The organism is Paenibacillus sp. EB106-04-04-XG159 (genome assembly GCF_058791835.1).
Genome location: NZ_JBYTDY010000008.1, coordinates 121,966 through 142,141, shown reverse-complemented (window position 1 = coordinate 142,141; position 20,176 = coordinate 121,966). Strand labels below are relative to the sequence as shown.

The 20,176-nt window shown below is 40.9% G+C and carries 16 protein-coding genes; 3 read left to right on the top strand and 13 right to left on the bottom strand.

From position 1 onward, the window contains the following. Window positions 1-31: 31 nt before the first annotated feature. From AC3WTP_RS11915 to AC3WTP_RS11905, 3 genes are all read right to left on the bottom strand, one after another. Window positions 32-181 (bottom strand): hypothetical protein, encoded by a 150-nt coding sequence (locus AC3WTP_RS11915; RefSeq protein WP_492394828.1) that lies wholly within the window; start codon window positions 179-181, stop codon window positions 32-34. A gap of 208 nt (window positions 182-389) precedes the next feature. Then, window positions 390-719 carry a phage integrase SAM-like domain-containing protein gene (locus AC3WTP_RS11910; protein WP_492394924.1) on the bottom strand — a complete coding sequence of 110 codons (330 nt, stop codon included), beginning with the start codon at window positions 717-719 and terminating at the stop codon, window positions 390-392. Between the two features lie 703 nt (window positions 720-1,422). Beyond that, complete coding sequence (locus AC3WTP_RS11905) at window positions 1,423-2,703, bottom strand: DNA cytosine methyltransferase (protein WP_492394827.1); 1,281 nt, start codon at window positions 2,701-2,703, stop codon at window positions 1,423-1,425. Window positions 2,704-3,219: 516 nt separating this feature from the next. Between AC3WTP_RS11905 and AC3WTP_RS11900 the strand changes: the two genes are divergently transcribed. Then, window positions 3,220-4,959: a hypothetical protein gene (locus AC3WTP_RS11900; RefSeq protein ID WP_492394826.1), complete on the top strand. Its 1,740-nt coding sequence runs from the start codon at window positions 3,220-3,222 to the stop codon at window positions 4,957-4,959. Window positions 4,960-5,423: 464 nt separating this feature from the next. Here AC3WTP_RS11900 and AC3WTP_RS11895 read toward each other — a convergent pair whose 3' ends face one another. The 7 genes from AC3WTP_RS11895 to AC3WTP_RS11865 form a co-directional block, all read right to left on the bottom strand. Then, the gene (locus AC3WTP_RS11895; protein WP_492394825.1) at window positions 5,424-5,954 is read right to left on the bottom strand and encodes a family 4 glycosyl hydrolase; all 531 of its coding nucleotides are present in this window, start codon (window positions 5,952-5,954) and stop codon (window positions 5,424-5,426) included. Window positions 5,955-6,028: 74 nt separating this feature from the next. Further along, window positions 6,029-6,466 carry a very short patch repair endonuclease gene (locus tag AC3WTP_RS11890; protein WP_492394824.1) on the bottom strand — a complete coding sequence of 146 codons (438 nt, stop codon included), beginning with the start codon at window positions 6,464-6,466 and terminating at the stop codon, window positions 6,029-6,031. A 563-nt stretch (window positions 6,467-7,029) separates the two neighbouring features. Then, window positions 7,030-8,418 (bottom strand): family 4 glycosyl hydrolase, encoded by a 1,389-nt coding sequence (locus AC3WTP_RS11885; protein WP_492394823.1) that lies wholly within the window; start codon window positions 8,416-8,418, stop codon window positions 7,030-7,032. 2 nt (window positions 8,419-8,420) lie between these two features. Further along, a complete protein-coding gene (locus AC3WTP_RS11880; protein ID WP_492394822.1) occupies window positions 8,421-9,332 on the bottom strand; it encodes an ROK family protein in 912 nt (303 codons plus the stop codon). A 24-nt stretch (window positions 9,333-9,356) separates the two neighbouring features. Beyond that, window positions 9,357-10,070 (bottom strand): 6-phosphogluconolactonase, encoded by a 714-nt coding sequence (locus AC3WTP_RS11875; protein WP_492394821.1) that lies wholly within the window; start codon window positions 10,068-10,070, stop codon window positions 9,357-9,359. A gap of 20 nt (window positions 10,071-10,090) precedes the next feature. Then, on the bottom strand, window positions 10,091-11,221 hold the full coding sequence (locus AC3WTP_RS11870; RefSeq protein ID WP_492394820.1) for an ROK family protein: 1,131 nt from the start codon (window positions 11,219-11,221) through the stop codon (window positions 10,091-10,093). 236 nt (window positions 11,222-11,457) lie between these two features. Continuing rightward, complete coding sequence (locus AC3WTP_RS11865) at window positions 11,458-12,735, bottom strand: DEAD/DEAH box helicase (protein ID WP_492394819.1); 1,278 nt, start codon at window positions 12,733-12,735, stop codon at window positions 11,458-11,460. 302 nt (window positions 12,736-13,037) lie between these two features. Here AC3WTP_RS11865 and AC3WTP_RS11860 point away from each other — a divergent pair, with 302 nt between their 5' ends. Continuing rightward, on the top strand, window positions 13,038-13,841 hold the full coding sequence (locus tag AC3WTP_RS11860) for a DUF2935 domain-containing protein (protein ID WP_492394818.1): 804 nt from the start codon (window positions 13,038-13,040) through the stop codon (window positions 13,839-13,841). A gap of 99 nt (window positions 13,842-13,940) precedes the next feature. Here AC3WTP_RS11860 and AC3WTP_RS11855 read toward each other — a convergent pair whose 3' ends face one another. Together AC3WTP_RS11855 and AC3WTP_RS11850 are read right to left on the bottom strand one after the other, a co-directional pair. Beyond that, on the bottom strand, window positions 13,941-15,524 hold the full coding sequence (locus tag AC3WTP_RS11855; protein WP_492394817.1) for an AMP-binding protein: 1,584 nt from the start codon (window positions 15,522-15,524) through the stop codon (window positions 13,941-13,943). Then, on the bottom strand, window positions 15,482-16,333 hold the full coding sequence (locus tag AC3WTP_RS11850) for an SDR family NAD(P)-dependent oxidoreductase (RefSeq protein WP_492394816.1): 852 nt from the start codon (window positions 16,331-16,333) through the stop codon (window positions 15,482-15,484). Before AC3WTP_RS11850 ends, AC3WTP_RS11855 begins: the two co-directional genes overlap by 43 nt. Window positions 16,334-16,512: 179 nt before the next feature. On the opposite strand from AC3WTP_RS11850, the gene AC3WTP_RS11845 reads away from it, so the two are divergent. Further along, window positions 16,513-17,265: a suppressor of fused domain protein gene (locus tag AC3WTP_RS11845; protein WP_492394815.1), complete on the top strand. Its 753-nt coding sequence runs from the start codon at window positions 16,513-16,515 to the stop codon at window positions 17,263-17,265. Between the two features lie 108 nt (window positions 17,266-17,373). Here the strand turns inward: AC3WTP_RS11845 and AC3WTP_RS11840 are convergent, their stop codons facing one another. Beyond that, the gene (locus tag AC3WTP_RS11840; RefSeq protein ID WP_492394814.1) at window positions 17,374-20,169 is read right to left on the bottom strand and encodes a glycoside hydrolase family 38 N-terminal domain-containing protein; all 2,796 of its coding nucleotides are present in this window, start codon (window positions 20,167-20,169) and stop codon (window positions 17,374-17,376) included. Window positions 20,170-20,176: the final 7 nt, after the last annotated feature.

Genomic DNA, 20,176 nt, shown 5'->3' with positions numbered 1-20,176 from the left:
CTAGAGCACCAGATTCGGATAGAAAATAAAATCACTCCACATGAATGCCAAGAACCTTTTGTGCTAGATCCACTTGCTGATGGTCCAAATCAACTTTAACATGTCCGGCACGCCGTTGTTCCCGCCACTTTACTAGATCTTCTTCAGTCTCTAGCTTCAACTCGGAGATTTCTAAAATCATGGTAGGATACCTTAAGATAATGCGTAGCCGAAATTATGTTCAAAGGATTTAAACTGAATTCGCACTCGAAGAACCTCTCTCTAAAACTAATACACAAAACATAAGTGTATTCCAGTCCAACTGATTTTCAAATATTTCACCTCAAAATATATGTACAGTTTAAAGTTAACAATCCAAAAAAAGATACAATATAGAATGACAATTCATTCTATATTGTATCTTTTAAAAAGTTAATATAATGATCGAGGGCTACACTGTACATATTATGACCGATACTGTTTTTGGCTATAAATAATTCATTTTCTTTTATAAGCTCAATATTCCTTAATAAATCATTTAATGAAATGAAAGTGTAGAGATCATTCTTAAGAATACCTATCTTGATCATTTCCTCCGAAATCGTTTTTATCGCACGAGCATATTTATAGGCAGAGCTTGCACTTAATGTATCTCCATTTCTTTTTCTCTGATTACTAACTAGCCATATTTCAAACTCTTTTGTTATTGTCATGAAGAATCCCCAATTCAGTTGCTTTATTGTAATTTCCCTTTACGCTAAGCTCAATAATAAGCATCGACTTTCATTTAGCTCATTTGTAACCACTGATTCATCCAGCTCTGATTTCTCGATTCCAAGTAGTTTTTTATTCATTTGATTATTGTTTATAGCGAATAATATAATAACTTAGCTAGATCTCTGTTTGACTCTACACTGAATTTCTTGACTATCAGTAAGACATAACATTTTATAAACTGATTCACATAGGTTTATCTTTTTTCTAAGGATAAAAGTCAAAAAGCAGAATTCAGCCCACGCCTCAAATTGGATGAGTTTGTGCTTGTACAGGCATCCCCAAAATTATGAACATAAGCTGTATTACCAGCTCTCTCCTAGAAATCTAATTCTAACAAGTTCTTAAAGACTAAGTTCGACATAATTATAGCTTCTCCTGCCCATTTCTATATCGGATCCTTTTTTAGGCATAAACTATAGGTCCACTAACAATTTTCGATAACTATACTTGTCACATAGAAAATATCCACTAATACTGGTATACATGATAAAAATAAATGTTCATAAAAACTCTTGAGCTAAATCATAAAAATACCCAAAGATTTTTTGTAGAAACAACACGAGCCTTGAACAGTAATTTGTTCAAAGCTCGTGAATAGATATAGTATTTCAATCACTTATAATTCAAAAAACTGAAATCAGAACTTTTCTCAAATAATTAGAAACCCTATAGTACCTTTTCATCCTCACTCTTTGTTCTTGTATATGTCTTAATATTAGTATTATTTAAATTCATATATTCCTTAACCCATTTAGCTATAGGAAGTGCCACCGCTCTTGCTAGCATCACAGGAACGGCATTTCCGATTTGTTTATAGATTTTATCTACATGGCTATTATTAGTCGGAATTTGAGGTGAAAACTCATACCAATCAGGAAATGTTTGTATTCGTTTTATTTCTTTAATTGAAAGTCTTCGGTAATTTTCAATACTATCACTGAATTTCCATTTATCTTTCTCGACAAATTCCATTGGTGGAACGCCTGGGTGAAGTGGCGCTTGTCTACCAGAGGCTTGAATCGTAAAACTCTGCTCATCCCAATTCTTCCTTCTATTTCGAGACATATATATTGATGAGAATGAGCCCTCATAATAAAGCCCACAGTCATCTCTCAAATCACCAATAGCATCCTCTAAATTTTTGTATGGATTACTTAAATCGGGACCATGGCTTGGATCTGGAAACTTATATTTAAAATCTATATCTTTACGAACTCCAACTAAAAAAACTCGCTCACGCAGTTGAGGAACACCATAGTCTCTTGAATTAAGAGGTTTATCTTGATAGTGAACTTTATAACCAACCGATGAGAAATCTTCAACTATTTGTTTAAAGACTTCCCCTTTTCCTAATGTCAACATACCTTTTACATTCTCAGCAACAAAAATTTCTGGTTTTGACTGTGTTAAGCATCGGATGAATTGTAAATAGAGAAAGTTACGTTCATCATCTATAAGACGCGGACCTGCTTCAGAAAATCCAGGACATGGGAATCCCCCTATAACAAGGTTGGCCTTCGGAAAATGCTTCACCTTCCGAACATCCCCATTTAATACTTTAGTATGTTCAGAGTCCTTAAGATTCAAGGAATAGGTCTCAAGTGCTTCTTTAAAAAAATCATTAGCAAGAACCGTATGGAACAAACTTTTATCACGAACTTTATTGAATTGTTCCTTATCCTCGAATGCACGGAGCGCATCGTTCTCACCGATTACTGCCTCAAGCCCTGCAAGTTCAAAACCAAGATCCAATCCACCTGCTCCACAAAATAAGGAAATCACATTAAATTTATCGTCTCTATAGAATATTTCCCCATCTAAATCTATTATGGCTTTCGTCTCTTTTTCCTGCTTGATTTTTTCTAGCAATACCTTCTTTACTTCTTCAGGCGCTAAATCCGGAGCAGGTTTATATTTACCTCGACCTCTTTGATCTAGTTTAATCACATTCACCGCTCCTTCGACACGTTCTTGCATAAATTCGCAATAAACATCATTGTAAACAATGGACCGATTTTTCGTCAATGTCCAAATATATATAACAACCACTTGATAAGAACACTTGTTCCCATCAATTAATATTACGACAATTATCATAACTTTTCAAGCGTTCTAATCGAAAACACACTAAATATCTTATATCTGTGATTAATCGAGTCTTACATGTCATGTATTTATCTACAACAAGTTCTTAAGAGACGAAGCATTCGTGACACCAAATAATTCCAAACATTGTATATTACGTGCAGTGTTTATATTCATGCTGCTTACTTGCAATTAAACGTGAAACCATCTCTGCGGCTTTCCATTTATCTGCTTATAAAGATATTGTACGTTCTCTGTAACATCATTTTCTAACACTTTTATTGTAAAATAAATAATTACATTAGATTCTAGTCATTCATCTCAGTATCAGATAATAATCTCAAACAACCAAGAACAATGGAGAAACGAGGATTAAAGATGAGTACATCAAAGTCAATCGGGAATCAACATTTAGAAGATACATTCGCTGCACTACAACATAAATTGAAGATAGGAACTTGGCCTGAGAACATAAATAATCAATCTCGCCAAACGGCACAATATATATGGGATAAATTCCCAACTACTTCTAAGATTGAATGTAAACTTTATCAAAAGAATTCAGACCATCACAATGACTTAATTATTGTTAAAGATAATATTGAATACCCTATAAACTTGTTCTTTGTTCAAGGTTCCGGTATTATACAACCAAAAAACTTGGGATCAAAAAGCTTTTTATCAAAATATTTTTTGGATGAAATAACACAAAATGAATTCAACTCATTCATGGAAATTGAATATAATCAGTATCTAAATAATCTACTTGAATTAAAAGGAGTATATACAGAAGCATTATCGAATACAAGGGAATTAAAAGCGAAGGTAAGAACGCTTTATTCACAATTCGATGAAGCAAGTAATATAAGTAGAGACCAATTTTTATATAGTATTCGTGACTACTGTTACTCACTATTACAACGTAGTTACAACACCAATCGAGAAGGCTTTAAAAATGCATTCGATGTCTTATTAATGGCAAAACAAACTAACATTATTACAAGAGTAAAAAATAAGAAGATTAATATTGAGGAGTTCAATCCAAAGATGTCAGAATATTTTGACATCATTGTTTATAAAAAGGGAAGGAATACAATTGGCATACACTACGGAAATGTGGCATTAACCCTTCGATTTAAATTCGAAAATAAGCCTCACTCATCTATAAAATTAGCCACAAGCTTCGAAGTATTCAAAAGAATGGAAGATTTCCAAAGTCAGAATATCAATCATAACTATTCAACACTAAATAAAATCGATGATATAGTAGCAAAGACTAATTTTTCTCGAGATAAAAACACAAGTAATGCCGTTGGGAAATGTCATGAGGCCTTTTCATATTATTGGATCGTAAAAAAAAATCCCTCTATTATTCAAGCAGACGATAATGAATGCTCTAATTATTTGCAAAGTTATTTATCTAAGATTGATAGCAACACTGCTGCTTCAATCCAACTAAGTTCAGAAAGAACAGCGGAGATAATCAGTGAGTACGTATATCAAAAAAAAGGAGCTTTGAAAATTGAAGGGATACAGTTAGTTGCTGACATCTATACAAAAGATAGATTAAATACAGGTGACTTAAAAATCTCGTTACGTCTACAAAATAACCAAGTAGAAGAATTATTTATATCATTAAAGGCAATTCAGAAAATAGGACAAAAAATCACAACTAAAAACCCCGGTATTGGTACAATACTCAGTAGCACTTATTTTAATATTAAAACGGATTTAAGCAGTAAAGTAGCTGAAGTTAAAGCAGAATATGATAATGGTTTGGAAAGGCAAGAGTGCTTAAGACAGCTTTCCAATGAAATTGGATCTGCATTGGAGCATGCCTCTCAAGAAAATTTGAGAAAAGGTATTCAAAATCTTCTTGGGAAAGCACTCATGGTAATTACTGCATATGAACAAAATAAATCGTTTTACATTGAACACTCCAATGTAAATAGCAATGTAGAGGTTCTTCGGAACGTTCCAAGTCAATTACAGAACACCTTATTCTGGAACGAAAGGGAGGAACAAATCTCATTGAGGGTAAAATTTAGTAGTGGTCAATCACATGGTTGGTCTTCGATAAAATTAACCTCAGAGTATACATATAAGCCAAATATCTAGAAACGATCTAATTGTTCAAAAAACATTCTGGTAATATCCTGATGAATAATCATTAGTCAACTAGCTGAAATAAGTCCATGGTTTGAAACCAAAATTGTTATTGCCATTATTACAAAAAGCTAAGCAACTGCATAAAATAGGTAAAGAAACCAGCAGAATATTTAATTGTATTATTCATTTCATTATTACTACAAGAAAAAACCTGAACAATTTGAAGTGCCCCCCTTATAGTAGACATTGGATAAGCACCCTGGTGTTTTAATCCGATGAATATTTACAGGGGGGCATTTTCATGGCTAAGAAGGATCAGTAGTTTGAAACATATAGCTTAGTATAGGATGTTTTTACAGTATACTGAAATGGGTCTTGACCATTTGGCAATCCATTCGACACAGTTCTTCATTCACATTAATTTACCTGACAAGTCTTTAACAATGAGAAGCCCTCATTAAACTCCTCATTCCTTACTTCCACTCCAACTTCGGCAGGATATCTTTTTGCAGCTCACACATCTCATCGATCATCGCGCACGCTTGATAATAAGTAGGTGCTTGGGGATCAAGCAGAATCGCTTGCAGAAGCTTCGTCTTCGAATTCTCTACATAAGCTTCCAGCAACAGCTTGTGGATCGTGCCTTGGATATGAATCGTTCCAATAAGGGCAGTTGGCAGTTCAACCGTCATTGGTATGAATTCAATACCGTTCTTGTTAGCCACAGCTTGCGTTTCAACGACCATATCATCCGGAAGTCCCTTAATAGCGCCTTTATTTTGCATATTAACAGCTTTCAGATGAAGCTCTTCTCCGAAGAACATCGCTTCGATAATTGGAATCACATATTCACCGCTGCACTTCACCTTTTCCTTCTCGAATACATAAGCCTGTTCGGTCCAGAGCTCTTGGGCCATGATTGGCGAGAACAGATCTTGATCTAGATTGTATCCGCCATCGCAGTACACGAATTCTGGAACTCGGGAATCCTTCTCCCACTGCAAGGTGTTCCTCCTACCCTTTACAGGCATATTGAACCTTGGGATTAAAATGGGTTAAGACAGCCATACCAGTAGAATTACTGGTATGGCTGTTTTGGTACTTTGGGTTTAATACACAAGAGGATTTTATCTACTACAGCATTTGTATCAGCATTTACTTCATGTTCCCAAAACCGAAGAATCGTCCAACCAAGTTCTTTATAGTACTCATTAATTCTTTTGTCACGTTCAATATTTCGATTTAATTTTTTTGTCCAATAATCAAGATTACTCTTAGGCATATGACCGTGAATAGGGCAAAAATGCCAAAAGCATGAATCGATAAATATAACAATTTTATGTTTTTTTATCGCAATATCAGGTTTACCTAATAGTGTCTTTACATTTTTTCTGTATCTGACTCCCTTCTCCCAAAGCAACTTTCTTACTTTTAACTCAACTTTTGTTTCTGTAGATTTAACTGCTCTCATCATTTTACTTCTTATTTCTTTTGAAACTTTATCAGCCACACACATCACCTAATTTTAAGTATGTACCAAATTATCCCCAACAATAATATCGACCTTGGCATCTCATGTAATTGAAATTAAAAATTAGAGCTTAGGTGTTTCGATGTAAGTAATATCCAGTATATGCATAATTTTTTTTGAATTTTTTTACACAGTATTACGAAAGTTAAATTTCCGCATCAATAATTGGGATTCCATCGAAATTAGTATAACCCACATAATCTCTTTAGAATCTTTCACATGTATACATTTACAATAAAACTTTCATTCAACAGAAAAAGGACTCTACGACAGTTGAATTCAACCCGTCATACAGTCCCTCGCTATCATCGTTCACAACGCATTTAATTCACATTAGCTATCATACGTGCAACGAGCTTCAACAACACCTTGTAGTTCAACTTAATGAAAACGTAGAAATACACCAATACCATGCCGACAATAAACAAGATCGGAAGCTTGTCCCATATCACCCTCAACCTAGTCTCAGCAACCAGGTCCCGTGTCTACCATTTTACTATCTGTCTTTTCTCACATAGCCTCACCATTGTTGAAGCATCAAAAACTCCTTACTTCCACTCAAGCATCGGCAAGATATCTTTCTGCAGCTCGCACATCTCATCGATCATCGCGCATGCTTGATAATAAGTTGGTGCTTGAGGATCAAGCAGAATCGCTTGCAGAAGCTTCGTCTTCGAATTCTCTACATAAGCTTCCAACAACAGCTTGTGGATCGTGCCTTGAATATGAATCGTACCGATAAGAGCAGTTGGGAGTTCAACCGTCATTGGTACGAATTCAATGTTGTTGCCTCTCACAACAGCTTGCGTTTCAACGACCATATCATCTGGAAGTCCCTTAATAGCGCCTTTATTTTGCATATTAACAGCATTCAGATGAAGCTCTTCCCCGAAGAACATCGCTTCGATAATTGGAATCGCGTATTCACCGCTGCATCTAACCTTTTCCTTATCGAATACATATGCTTGTTCTGTCCAGAGCTCTTGTGTCATGATTGGCGAGAATAGATCTTGATCTATATTGTAGCCGCCAGCGCAGTACACGAATTCAGGCACTCTTGAATCTTTCTCCCACATCGTTTCTCGGATTGGATCGTAGCGATATTGCAGAGACAGTCCTGCATAGAAATCATCCGCATAGGAAATATACTCTCCAATATGGTTCGTTCCTGGATAAGGATAATAGCCGTAAGTGCGGTACATCGTTCTGGACAACGCCATATGCTCAAATTTCGCTAGACGGTTCGCCTTTTTCTCTTTCTCATCGAACAGCGGGTACAGATCTTCTCCTGTATTCTTGTCCCAGATCTTCGTGAAGAAGCCGAAGTGATTCAAGCCGCCGCCTTCAACGCCGATATCCTTAATATCCATCTCCAAGAATTCAGCCAGTTGATGAATCCCCATTTCCAGACCGTGGCACAAGCCTACGACTTTAATAGAAGTCAACTTGGAGATAGCTTCTACCAGCTTAGCTTCCGGATTCGTGTAGTTGATGAGCCAAGCATCTGGACATACGTTCTCCATTGTCTTCGCAATTTCGAGCATTGGACCTAGGTTTCTCAGCGTATGGAACATAGATCCTGGGCCGCCATTCTCGCCATAGATCTGTTTGCTGCCGTAACGACGTGGAATGTGGAAATCCTGAGACCAGTACAAGTATCTCTCTACCTCAATAGCTACGATGACAAAGTCCGCTTCTCTTACTGCATCTTCCAGATTAAGAGTATGCCAGATCTTCGCAGGGTGCGAATATTCATTGAACATATCGGTTGCATACTTGTGGGTTCTCTTCACATTCTCTTCTACAATATCCATCAACGCGATCTCGAGATCCGCATGATTCTTCAAACGCTCAGACAATACCAGATCGTTAAGCGCACCTAGTGCAAAGGAAACACTGCCTGCTCCAATCAAAGCAACTTTCAACTTCTTCATCATTCTCATTCTCCTTTAGCCTTTGTATATACGTTGTATCCAGCCCCAATAATTCCAGCATCAGGACCAAATTGTGATACCACTACTTTGACATTGTCACTTAAGCGCGGGAGTACCTTCTTCTTTGCGCTTTCGACTACTCTATCGATCAGCCACTGATTATGATGAATGACAGCTCCACCGACAACAAAAATATCGGGATCTATCGTTTGCATCAACGAAACAATGGCATTAGAAAAGTATTCGATCCAGGATTCGATGACTGCTATCGCTTGTCTATCTTTCAGATGGTACTGTTCAAACAGTAAGCTCGCCGTTGCATGGCTGCCATACAGAAGCTTGCTTTCCTCTTCCAAGGCTATGCCGCTGCATAGAGATTCCAGAGTACCATCGTATAACGTGGAGTGATTCTTCTTGCTGTCGGATATAATCATGCTTCCAATCTCACCGGCATAACCGTGGGCGCCATGGATAAGTTTATTATCTAGGATAATCCCGCTCCCAATTCCGGAGCTAACCGTTATATAGATCGATTGATTATAGGCTTTCGCTGCCCCATGATCCGATTCAAGCAGTGTGATCACATTTACATCATTCTCGAAGAAAACTTCATACTCCGGAAAATAAGCTCTGATCATTCCAATATGAACATTCTCCAGACAAGGGATGTTGGTTGCATCACAGATAACTTCCGTTTGATCATTCCAAGGAACCGGCAGCACAACGCCTATCTTGCTGGCTTGCCGCTCAGGATCCACTGTCTCGATCATTGCTTTAACAGCTGCAAAGATCTCCTCGGCATGTCGAAAGCTGCTCGTTAACGCTGTTTCCTTCCGAACAAGCTCTAGATTCTCATTAACCAGTCCAACTCGAACATTCGTGCCTCCAATGTCTACACCAATTACGTAATTCCCCATGTTTGTGCTCCTAAACTTTGATGACTATCTAATGTGTTTCGCAGCTTCCGCGTCCAGATAGAAATCGATATGTTCATAGCCTAGCAATTCCTGAGCAGGCAGCTTCGCATCCGAATTCGAGAATATTTCTTTCACGATGTCAGCTTTATGCGCTCCCGTGATGGCTACAACCACTCTCTTACTATTGATAATCTGGCCCAATCCCAATGTGATTCCATCGGTTAATACCGTCTGTTCATTAAAATATTTCTGAGCAACTTCCTTCGTTGTGTTCGACAACTCTACTACACTGCTATGCTGCAATACTGGAGAGCCTGGTTCGTTAAGTCCGATATGCCCATTCATCCCTACACCCATTAAACTGAATGTAATAGGATGCTGCTCGATACAACGATCAATTCGCAAGCACTCCTGCTTCAGATCCGCCGACGTTCCATCAAAGAACTCAATCTGACTGTCATCAAGCGATACTAGTGAAAATAAATCCTGATTCAGCATCTGAAAGCAGCTTCCTTCAGAGCTTCTATCAATTCCACCCCATTCATCTAAGCTCACAATATTGAGCTTCTTTATATGTTGATGAATATCCGCATCACCGGCGAATTTCTGATAGCTCTTCTGCGGGGTGCTTCCCGAAGCTAGACAAAAGACGGGTTGTCCATCGTTTAATAGACGATCTTTCATTTCGCTAGCAATCTCGTATGCTACTTCCTCTTCAGTATCAAAGATCCTGATCATGTTGTTCACTCCTTAATTGATTATCCCGAGATGACATGAATCATCTCTTGCTGAAGAATGAGTACAGCTGCTCCGATTGCTGTTGATTCGTGGCAATCACTTACTGTAATCGTAGGGGTCCACTCCGTGTATTGCTCAACATAGCTTCTGGTGCGATTCAATATACGTTCCGGGAACAGCGCTATGGTCTTGCCGCTAATCATGATCCGATCGATATCCAATATGCTGATCACATTCGTAATGGTTAAGGCTAGATTCTTCGCGATGTAATCAATGCAAGCTTCGATATCTTCAGCAGCATTCAGATCATACGTGCTTAACAGATACTTGATACCTAATCTGCTCTCCAACCAACCGACTGACGACGGAGTTCGCTTATACTCGGAATCGAAGCACATGTACTCCAGCTCACCTGCACTTGCATTAACGCCTCGGTGCAGCTCCTTATTAAGGATTAGGCCGCCCCCAACTCCATCACCAGCCGCGATATGAACGAGATTCGCCGGCGCTTGATCTCCATTTTCCAGATTGCGAAATTCCGCCACTGTCGCAGCATTCACATCGTTCTCCAGAAGAATAGGCAGGTTCACGGCATCTTTCAGATTCTCGATAATCGCTTCGTAATGAAAATCGTTCTCCTGGTTATGCTGGGTTCTCATGCGGATCGTTTTCTTCCTTGTATTGATCGCCCCGTCAACGCCAATGCCTATTCCCAAGACAACGCTGTTCGTTTCCTTCGCCTTATCCTTCAAGTGAGTAACGATCTCTGTAAAGATCGATGTGAACTCTTCGCTATAGAACGGGATGTCCGTTTCAATCGAATAGGAATCGATAATCTTGCTATATAAATTGATCAGTACAGCTGTAATCGTGTTGCCGATAATCTGGATCCCGATTGTTGTATAGCTATTTTCATTAAATCGGTACACCGTACGCTTTCTTCCCAAGCCGCCAGACCCTTCTCGACTCTCACCCGTGACAGTCAAGATCCCGACCTCTTCAAAAAAGCTAACGATCTTGCTTACCGTAACGAAGCTCATCGCTGTCTTCTCTGTGATCTCGACTTTTGCCAGCTCAGGATGCTGCAGCAGAATGTCAAATATGATCTTTCTATTCTCATCTTTAATGTCATTTGGTAGAAACGACTTCATAAGTCCACCCACCTATAATCTATTTAATTAAATTAATAAATAAACTTAAATAATTGATGTCTTAAGAGCTATTATATACTCACTTGCGTTCATGTCAAGCTCTCAAGTGCCGTTTCACACCATAAATTAGTTTACGTTTACAGAATGAGGCGGATAATACATGTTGAAGAGCAATTAACTGCCTGTCGCACACAAAAAAGAAGCGGGATTATTCCCGCTTCATATAACTCCAGATCCTATGCTTTTACCTGCTTGCTTTTGTTTCTTTTGGTAAACCATTCGGACTTTGGCTTACGCTTCGGATTAGCCTTGGATTTCTCAGGTTTGAAGGCTGCTGATTGTGATGCTATCTCTACCTGCGCAGGCGTCGATGTTAACTGCATCTTATAGGCGTGGTCTTCGACTCTCGGAATGGTCTTTCCAATCAATTTCTCGATATCTTTAAGATACGGAATTTCCTCCTTATCGCAAAACGAAATGGCAGTCCCACTCAATCCTGCTCTCCCTGTACGCCCAATACGATGAACATACGTTTCTGGAATATTAGGAAGGTTAAAATTGATTACATGCGAAAGTTCCTCGATATCGATTCCTCTTGCAGCGATATCCGTAGCTACCAACACTCTCGTTACCCCGCTCTTGAAATTACTTAAGGCTAGCTGACGAGCATTCTGAGATTTGTTGCCATGAATAGCTTGAGCTGTTATTTTTACTTTGGTTAATTCACGCACTACGCGGTCTGCGCCGTGTTTGGTACGAGTAAATACGAGAGCAGTAGCAATAGATTTATCCTGTAATAGATGATTCAATTGTTTCTGCTTGTTCCCCTTATCTATCAAATATACCGATTGTTGTATGCGATCTACCGTAGAAGACACAGGCGTGATTTCGACTTTCACGGGATTTACGAGCAGCGATTTTACCAATTGGGATATCTCTGGCGGCATGGTTGCTGAGAAGAAGAGGGTTTGTCTTTTACGAGGCATTTTCGTAATAATTCTCTTCACATCGTGAATAAAGCCCATGTCTAACATCCTGTCGGCTTCATCCAATACCAGTATGTTGACATATTGTAAATCAATACGTTTTTGATTGATTAGATCAATAAGTCTGCCCGGAGTTGCAATAATAATATCCGCTCCTCGACTTAGCGCCCGCTCCTGTACCTTTTGCGAAACACCGCCAACGATCGCAGAACAACGTAAATCAGTGAACTGACTATACGCTTGAATGTTGTCGGCAATTTGCAGAGCAAGCTCTCTTGTCGGTGATAGGATCAATGCACGGATACGGCGCACTGCACTAGCCTTACTGTGCTGTTCACTTAACAATTGGATCATCGGCACCGCAAATGCTGCCGTCTTTCCTGTTCCCGTTTGAGCGCATCCAAGTAAATCTCGGCCAGCTAATACAGCTGGAATCGCCTGTTCTTGTATGGGCGTCGGCGTTGTGTAATTCTCTTTGGTTAAAGCTTTTAATACTTCAGGTATTATATTCAAGTCTTTAAATATCATTTTTTCTCCTTCATGTCAATTTCATCTATTTTATTGGTACGAGTGACCACGGAATCCCACTTCATATCGCAATATATAAAGATACCACACATAGGTATACAATATGAAGCGGTATATTCAACCGCCTCAGGGCGTTATTACTTGTTCCATGAACACCGAATCATCAAGTACACCTTGACCCGCTCCTGTTTCAAGTTCTTATAGATATCTACGGACTAGCTATGAACATTCTTTCACATATCAAATTAACGAATAGAATACGATGTACTATGGGCTTCGTGTATATCTTTATGGAGGTGATCATGGTGTCGAATATGTTCGTCGCACGTTCATTGGATGAAGTGCGTTTTTGGTCACGCATTATGAAGGAGCATTCGCTATTTCTTAAATTGGGATTTCGGTGCGAGGACACGCAGTTAATTAATGAAGCCAATCAATTCTATGCTTTGTTTGAAGGGATCGAGAGGCAATCGCATATGTTCACAGTCGCAACAGATCCGGAACAGATTCGCCGCTTCAATGTCGAGGTACATAATGCCGCATCTCACATATGGGCGTTCAAGCGGAAAGTATTGGGCTTGGTGCTCAGCTGCCAGATGCCGGGGGCTAATAACTTCCCCTTACTCATCGATCATACAAGCAGAGAGGCCAACTATTTCAGAAACCGCTTGGAAGAGCTGAACAGCGGAAGATTAGAGCCACTGCCGGATGCGATTATTGATGAAAATGTGTTCTTCCTGCGGATTATGGCCGATCATGCGAAATTCATCGGACATCTGCTCGACCCTTCCGAGCGGCAGTTAGTTGAACAAGCGCGCAACTTCAGCCATGACTTTGACCAGCTGCTATTCCAGGCAAGAGATCTGGATTCCATGCGGCCACAGTCGCAAACGATGCCACTGCTTGACCAGTTCCTGGATCAGAATCGCGTATCCGTAAAGTCGCTGGCAGACTTCAAGAAGACGGCGAAGGACTTGATTGAAGCTTGCCGAATCAAAAGCATCATTCACCCTTTATTGGCTGATCATGTATTCCGTGAAGCGGAGAGATTCCTGGCGATCATTGACATGTTCGAACAGAGCTTAACAGCTGCAAAGCAGCAGTGACCACCACCCCGAAGCAACTGGAACGTATTATAGAAAAAGGAGTGGGCTCCCCCCACTCCAACATGACGAATCAGATTTGCAAGTAAAATCCAGCGCCTCTCACACTAAGCTCTTCAGATGCTTTTTATCTAATTTCCCCACCGGCGTATAGGGCAATTGTTCAACGAAGGTGATTTCTTTCGGCATCTGGAATCTCGCGACTCTAGGACGCAGCCATTCCAGAAGCTGTTCTTGTGTCACGCCGCAATTCATTTTCAGGAGTACAAATGCCTTCAATCGTTGCCCATACAGCTCATCAGGTATCCCGACAATCGCCGCTTCCTCTACTTGCGGGTGCTGGATGAGGATCTGCTCCACTTCAATCGGATACACATTGACACCGCCTGAGATAACCATATCGTCTACTCTGCCGCATAAATAATAGTACCCCTTATGATCTCGATAACCCAGATCGCCTGTCGCGATCCATGCATCATGGCCGTTTGTTTTGGACCATTTATTTTTAATGATCAATTGACCCACCTTGCCGATCTCGACCTCATGGTGATGATCATCGACGATCTTCAATTGAACGCCATGTATGGTCCTACCGATCGTAGCTCCCGCAATGGACAAGTCCTGCGGTGTTGCGATTATGTTCAGACCCGCTTCCGAGGTGCCGTACAGATTGTACACGACATCGCCTAACTTACCGCGCGTCTCCGCTACAAGCTTCGGACTCAGCTCTGCACTTCCAGAAGCGATGCAGGCCAGAGAGGTTAATTGACTCGTATCCTGCCTCAGCAATTTATGGATCATGGATGGAACTACCGTTATGATCTCGACTTGATGCTCCCGAATGAGCTCGCATGCTTTTTCTGCATTGAACCTGTGCTGAATAACTATTTTGTGGCCCATAGCGATAAATAGCAAACATACTCCCACACCGTAGCCATGATATATAGGCGTCGCAATATATGCCGTACGATAATGAAGAAGATTCAGTCGAGTGATGAGCGCGATAAACGGGTTTACATAATTGAACATCGATGGTTGATGCGCGGCTGACTTGGACTTTCCCGTAGTCCCTCCCGTCAATAGAATCAGCTTACTTCGGGAGGTCCGCTTCAGCTTCGGTATTCCATTCAGATTCGTGGCCAGCAAGCTGCTTATGGCCGGTAAATGATCATCATAGCTAAGTATCTTATTCTTCGTATAATGGGACTGCTCGATCAACGAATGTAATTCACGATCATAAATGATGAGCTGAAGATCATACTCATGCAACAAACTTTCCAATTGGCCCCTGCTCATCTCCGCATTCAGCAAGTAGACATCCGCTCCGAGCCGCGATACGGCAAATAGGGATTTCACCAGGCAAGCATGATTTCTGCATATCACCCCAACTTTATGACCGCTGCGAAGTTGGTATTGCTGCTGCAGGAGGTAGGCCAGCTTATCAGATTGCGACAGTAATTCGCGATAGCTTAACGTCTCATGCTCATCCACGATCGCTGTTTGATTGCCATAGGTTTTGGCCGCGAAGCCTAGCAGAGCCATAATATTGATGCCGTATGTCCATATCGCGGCGATGAATCGCACGAGTCCGACAGGAGTCAGCAATCTGATCTTGTAGCCTACATACACCAAATTTATGAAGTTTATCGCTGTTTCCTCCTTTTTCGCAAACGTGCCGGAGTCCATACCTCCCAGATCCCTCTGCACATGATCGAAGCCCACTGTCCAAAGATGATCCACCACGGCTTATATGTTCGCTTGCGCGTGTACATGGCTTTGCAGATGATGTTGGCGACATGCCTCGAGCTCATCGCCGGCAGGTCTTGATAAGCTGCTGTCGGCAGGATCATAGGCGTCTTAACTAATGGAAGATAGATCGAAGTGGTAGAGATCCCCATCACATTCAACTCTGGAGCCGTGGAACGAAACCAGGTGTCAAATGCGGACTTCGAGGCCTGATAGGCTGCCCAATAAGGAATGGGCAATAACAGAACATTAACGGTAGAAATGTTGATGACATGTCCTTGATTTTTTTCAAGAATAGGGATGGCTGCGAGCAATAATTGTACAGGCGCCAAATAATTAATCGCCATCGTCCGCGTAAAGTCGTGATATCGGTCCAAGGAATCATGGATGGAGCGTCTGATCGAGATCCCCGCATTGCTTACGACATAATCCAAGCCGTCAGGCAGCTGTTGAATATAGGCGATTACCTTGTCCATCTCTTCTTGATTTCTAAGATCCGCTCGTACGATACTGACTCGGGCAGCATGCTGCTCAATCTCACGCTTCATCGCGATCAGCTTATCCTCTGTTCGAGCGACTAATATCAGATGCGTATTCAGGTCCGCCAGCCGAAATGCCAACTGTTCCCCAATCCCAGAGCTAGCTCCTGTGATGAGAACGGTCTTGCCCTCTAACTGCCTTCTGAGCTTCTGCTCATGGATCCTAGTAGGCGGAAATAATAACTTCTCCAGAAAACGATAAGTCTCCATGCACAACTCCTTCCTATCTAGCGGTAGCGGTCGGTTATGTCTACATATTCTCCATGGACAGTGGCAGTCCTCTAGTTTACACTCAGAATTTGCCTCTTAATCCAATACTTCTAATGCAACATATGGTAGACTAAGATTATCAACATTTGTCATTTACTGATAAAAAGGAGAGGAATTAGATGGGTTTTCTTAAAAAAATATTCGGTGGTAAGAACGACGGAGAAAAGGCGAATGACGGCACTACGATTTACAAATACGAAGAAAGTGAAGAAAGAGCTGGTTATGAGCCGCCCGCTCCCATGGAATACGTGGAAGAAATCGTTGCCCATTTCGATACGGTATTTCCCGGAAGAACAAGCAGTGTATTTCATGAATTAGTATCCGATACAATACATATTGATGTGAATATGATGGAGCCTACAGAAGATGAGCCATTCTATGTGTTATATACCAATGGTATGAGTGACTTGCCTATGACGATTCCAGATGAGATACGTGCTCAGCTCGATGAGAACATCGACCGAGCGGAAGTGATGATGTTTCTTCCGGCTTCCTGGAAATTAACAGAAGAGGCCTTTAAGGATGATAATAATTACTGGCCGATCCGACTGATGAAGCAGATGGCTCGTTTTCCCCATATGTATAATACTTGGTTGGGATATGGACATACGATCCCGAATTATCAGGAATATGAACCTTATGCCGACGGAACTGGCTTGAATGGGGTTGTTCTCTATCAGTTAAAAGAGGAGATCAGCGAGATCCCAACTAAGGACGGTAATAAGATTCATACCTATTTCTTGATTCCTCTGTATAAAGAGGAGATGGATTATAAGTTAGAGCATGGCATGGATACGCTACTTGATAAATTATCAGAGTTGGAAGATGATGTGCTCGTGCTAAATCCGAACAGAATAAATTCCTGCAAATAGTCAATAGATCCCGTCGAATAAGAAATAAAAGAAATGCATCTGTATGATCCCATCTTGTTGTTTGCTAGAACCAACAACAATGCCGGATGTGCAGATGCATTTCACTGTTTATTCAAGCACTATTTTTACGGTGCCGATCTGATAAGGCTGGATGACCATCTTGAGTATGGTACCTTCTACCTTTAGCTCATCTTCACATGCAGCCTGTTGCTCATTGATATCTGTCCAATAGGCATGCTTGATTGGTTCTGGGCAGGTCAAGGTGATGGTATCCATCTTCCCTTCCATCTCGTTAACACGCACGATGAAGCTTCTGTCTCCTTCTTCAGCACCTTTTACACAAGAAACGACTGACGTCTGAGACTCAAATGCTGCAAAGGTATCTCTCGGATTAAGCTTGCCTTGTTGTCTTAACCCGGTTACTACGGTCATGGAGTGGTTATATGTTTGGACATAGTCATTCAGTGCTTTAGGTTGGCTAGATGGCATAACACCTAATCCGAATTCCAGATGATTGATTCCGTACTCTGGACATGGATCTGGATCGTAAGAGCCCCTGAGCAAGGTAAGGGTAAGACTATTATCTACTCCTCTGAATCCATAGCCTACCTTGGACATAAGCATTACACCTGCTGATCCGTCCTTACCTTCTCCATAGATATAGTTGTTCCCCGGAAGATCGATGCCTAGCGCTTGTCGCGTAACCCTGCCAAATGGAACATCATAATGATACATCGCACATGAATCATGAAGCGGCATATAGAACTGCAGCTGCGGCACGCCTTTTCCAAGACGCCCAACCTCTTGCCAATCACACTCTACTTTATAGTCTAGATGACTGCTGCCTTTATCTAACGAAACAATCACTTTAAGCTTTGAATTTCTAAAACTTAGCTCATACGCAATGTGGCTTCTCAATGTACCTGCTGCACTTGTGATCTCTAGATCTTGATGAATCCATTGGATATGTTTGTAGCGTCCAACAAACCATGAAGACATTCCGGTACCCTCATCTGTAATCTCCTTATGGTCTGCCTCATCCACTAATCTGAATATCCCTGACTTTCTCGAAGGATCTATCATTTCTTTCCCAGTTGCTTTATCGATCATCGAGTCAATCGATCCGTCTAAGCTGTTAAACACAACTTTAAGCTTCTCATTTTCCAGCGTATAGCACGGTTCATTTTGGGTGCGCTTTTCATGCCAATAACTGATCTTAAACTGTTCAATCGCTTGTTCCGTTAACACGTAGGTTGCATAGCCGCATGCGGGAACGTCCACTTCTAATGCCACTTTTACATAATGATGTCCCCAATAGTGATTAAAGTCTTTTTCCAGCACCTGATGTGCTGCAACTATACCTTTATCATTGGTAAACAACATACGCTCTTGGTCATATTGCCATTCCCAGATCATCAATTCAATCACTTCTTGGCGGGCCTGCATCGTTGGATTGAACACATGATAGATTCGGGTTTTCCCTGTACCATTTTCATACTGTTCAGACCCTGCACCTGCGCCGTAAGCCAAGCACTGCTCATCATCACCCTCACTGACGACAAGATCAGCCGTATGAATCTGCTGAGTTATCTTTTGAAGGGCTATTTTCTTAGTGGTGTTTACTGTTGCCGATACCTCTTGATACAGGCCTAAAGCATAATCTCTAGTGGCATCTACCCCTGAACCTGTCAAGATATCATGGAACTGATTAAATAACACATCTCTCCAAGCTTTTTCAAAGCTTTGCTTCGGATAACGCGCCCCTTGTGTCATAGCCGCCCATGTACTAAAGTGCTCTGCCTCGTACAACCCATTTTCAGAAGCTTTATTGCCCTTCTTAATCCGGCTCTGAGAACTGTAGCACCCATCACAGATGAAATTCTGCTCTTGATATTCAATCGGCAGCTGCTCTTTATACTTTTCAACGATTTCAAAATACTCTCGATAGGTAGAGAATCTCACTTTCGGATAGATCGGCCACTTGGAAACATCTATGATTCGTTCAATGTCTCTTCTTGTTGGTCCGCCCCCATGGTCTCCTACTCCATAGACTTTTAATACATAAGGCATATGTGTTCGTTCCGCCATTTCGGGTACATAGAGACACATGTCTGAATGAATAAACGAATTATAGAATTGGGGTTCCCAGTTGACGATGATCTCAGCTCCTGAAGGACTTTTCCATCGATAAAGTGATGGTCCTTCTTTTCGCCCTCTGCAATGATAGTAATACTTCACGCCTGCCTTAGTGAGAATCTCCGGTGTATGGATACTGTGTCCAAATGTATCAGGTTCAAAGTCGATATTGAAGGAATCTAATGGCTGATTAAACAGTTGAGATAAGTATTTTTTCGTATATAACAATTGTCTTGCTTGGCTCTCGCCATTTGGCATGTTTTTGTCTGCCTCAACCCATGTAGAAGCCGTAATCTCCCATCTGCCTTCTGCCACTCGTTGCTTAATCTCTTCTAACATTTCCGGATCATAAGTCTCTACAATCTGATACAGTGAAGCTTGAGATTGCGAAAAATTGAAATCTTCATACTCCCTCATGATCTGAAGCATCGTGCGAAAAGTATCTAAAGTAACGCCTACGGTTTCATCCCAACCCCACTGCCAATTCATATCTATATGTGCATGAGCCACACATAGCATTTCAAACTGCTTGGCTTCTTGTTGAAGCGGCATGAGCTTATGCTCCATCTCACTTACTAGCTCATTGGTGATGGCACCTTGTGCGTCATACCCTTCTATCAGATCCTTCTCTACTTCTATAATAAGATCATCAAATGCCCCCTCTTTTCTGGCTGACAAAAGGGTTGCATACTTCAGTTGTGTCATGACACGGTCTTCTTGGTAGGTTAGCTTTCTATTTCTTAATCTATTGGTCAATTTCTCTAGCATAGCTCGT

What these genes read in the sequence shown, in the direction of transcription:
- AC3WTP_RS11915 (WP_492394828.1), bottom strand. Translation starts at nt 181, where the DNA reads ATGATTTTAGAAATCTCCGAGTTGAAGCTAGAGACTGAAGAAGATCTA.
- AC3WTP_RS11900 (WP_492394826.1), top strand. Translation starts at nt 3,220, where the DNA reads ATGAGTACATCAAAGTCAATCGGGAATCAACATTTAGAAGATACATTC.
- AC3WTP_RS11890 (WP_492394824.1), bottom strand. Translation starts at nt 6,466, where the DNA reads ATGTGTGTGGCTGATAAAGTTTCAAAAGAAATAAGAAGTAAAATGATG.
- AC3WTP_RS11885 (WP_492394823.1), bottom strand. Translation starts at nt 8,418, where the DNA reads ATGATGAAGAAGTTGAAAGTTGCTTTGATTGGAGCAGGCAGTGTTTCC.
- AC3WTP_RS11880 (WP_492394822.1), bottom strand. Translation starts at nt 9,332, where the DNA reads ATGGGGAATTACGTAATTGGTGTAGACATTGGAGGCACGAATGTTCGA.
- AC3WTP_RS11875 (WP_492394821.1), bottom strand. Translation starts at nt 10,070, where the DNA reads ATGATCAGGATCTTTGATACTGAAGAGGAAGTAGCATACGAGATTGCT.
- AC3WTP_RS11870 (WP_492394820.1), bottom strand. Translation starts at nt 11,221, where the DNA reads ATGAAGTCGTTTCTACCAAATGACATTAAAGATGAGAATAGAAAGATC.
- AC3WTP_RS11865 (WP_492394819.1), bottom strand. Translation starts at nt 12,735, where the DNA reads ATGATATTTAAAGACTTGAATATAATACCTGAAGTATTAAAAGCTTTA.
- AC3WTP_RS11860 (WP_492394818.1), top strand. Translation starts at nt 13,038, where the DNA reads ATGGTGTCGAATATGTTCGTCGCACGTTCATTGGATGAAGTGCGTTTT.
- AC3WTP_RS11855 (WP_492394817.1), bottom strand. Translation starts at nt 15,524, where the DNA reads ATGGACTCCGGCACGTTTGCGAAAAAGGAGGAAACAGCGATAAACTTC.
- AC3WTP_RS11850 (WP_492394816.1), bottom strand. Translation starts at nt 16,333, where the DNA reads ATGGAGACTTATCGTTTTCTGGAGAAGTTATTATTTCCGCCTACTAGG.
- AC3WTP_RS11845 (WP_492394815.1), top strand. Translation starts at nt 16,513, where the DNA reads ATGGGTTTTCTTAAAAAAATATTCGGTGGTAAGAACGACGGAGAAAAG.
- AC3WTP_RS11840 (WP_492394814.1), bottom strand. Translation starts at nt 20,169, where the DNA reads ATGCTAGAGAAATTGACCAATAGATTAAGAAATAGAAAGCTAACCTAC.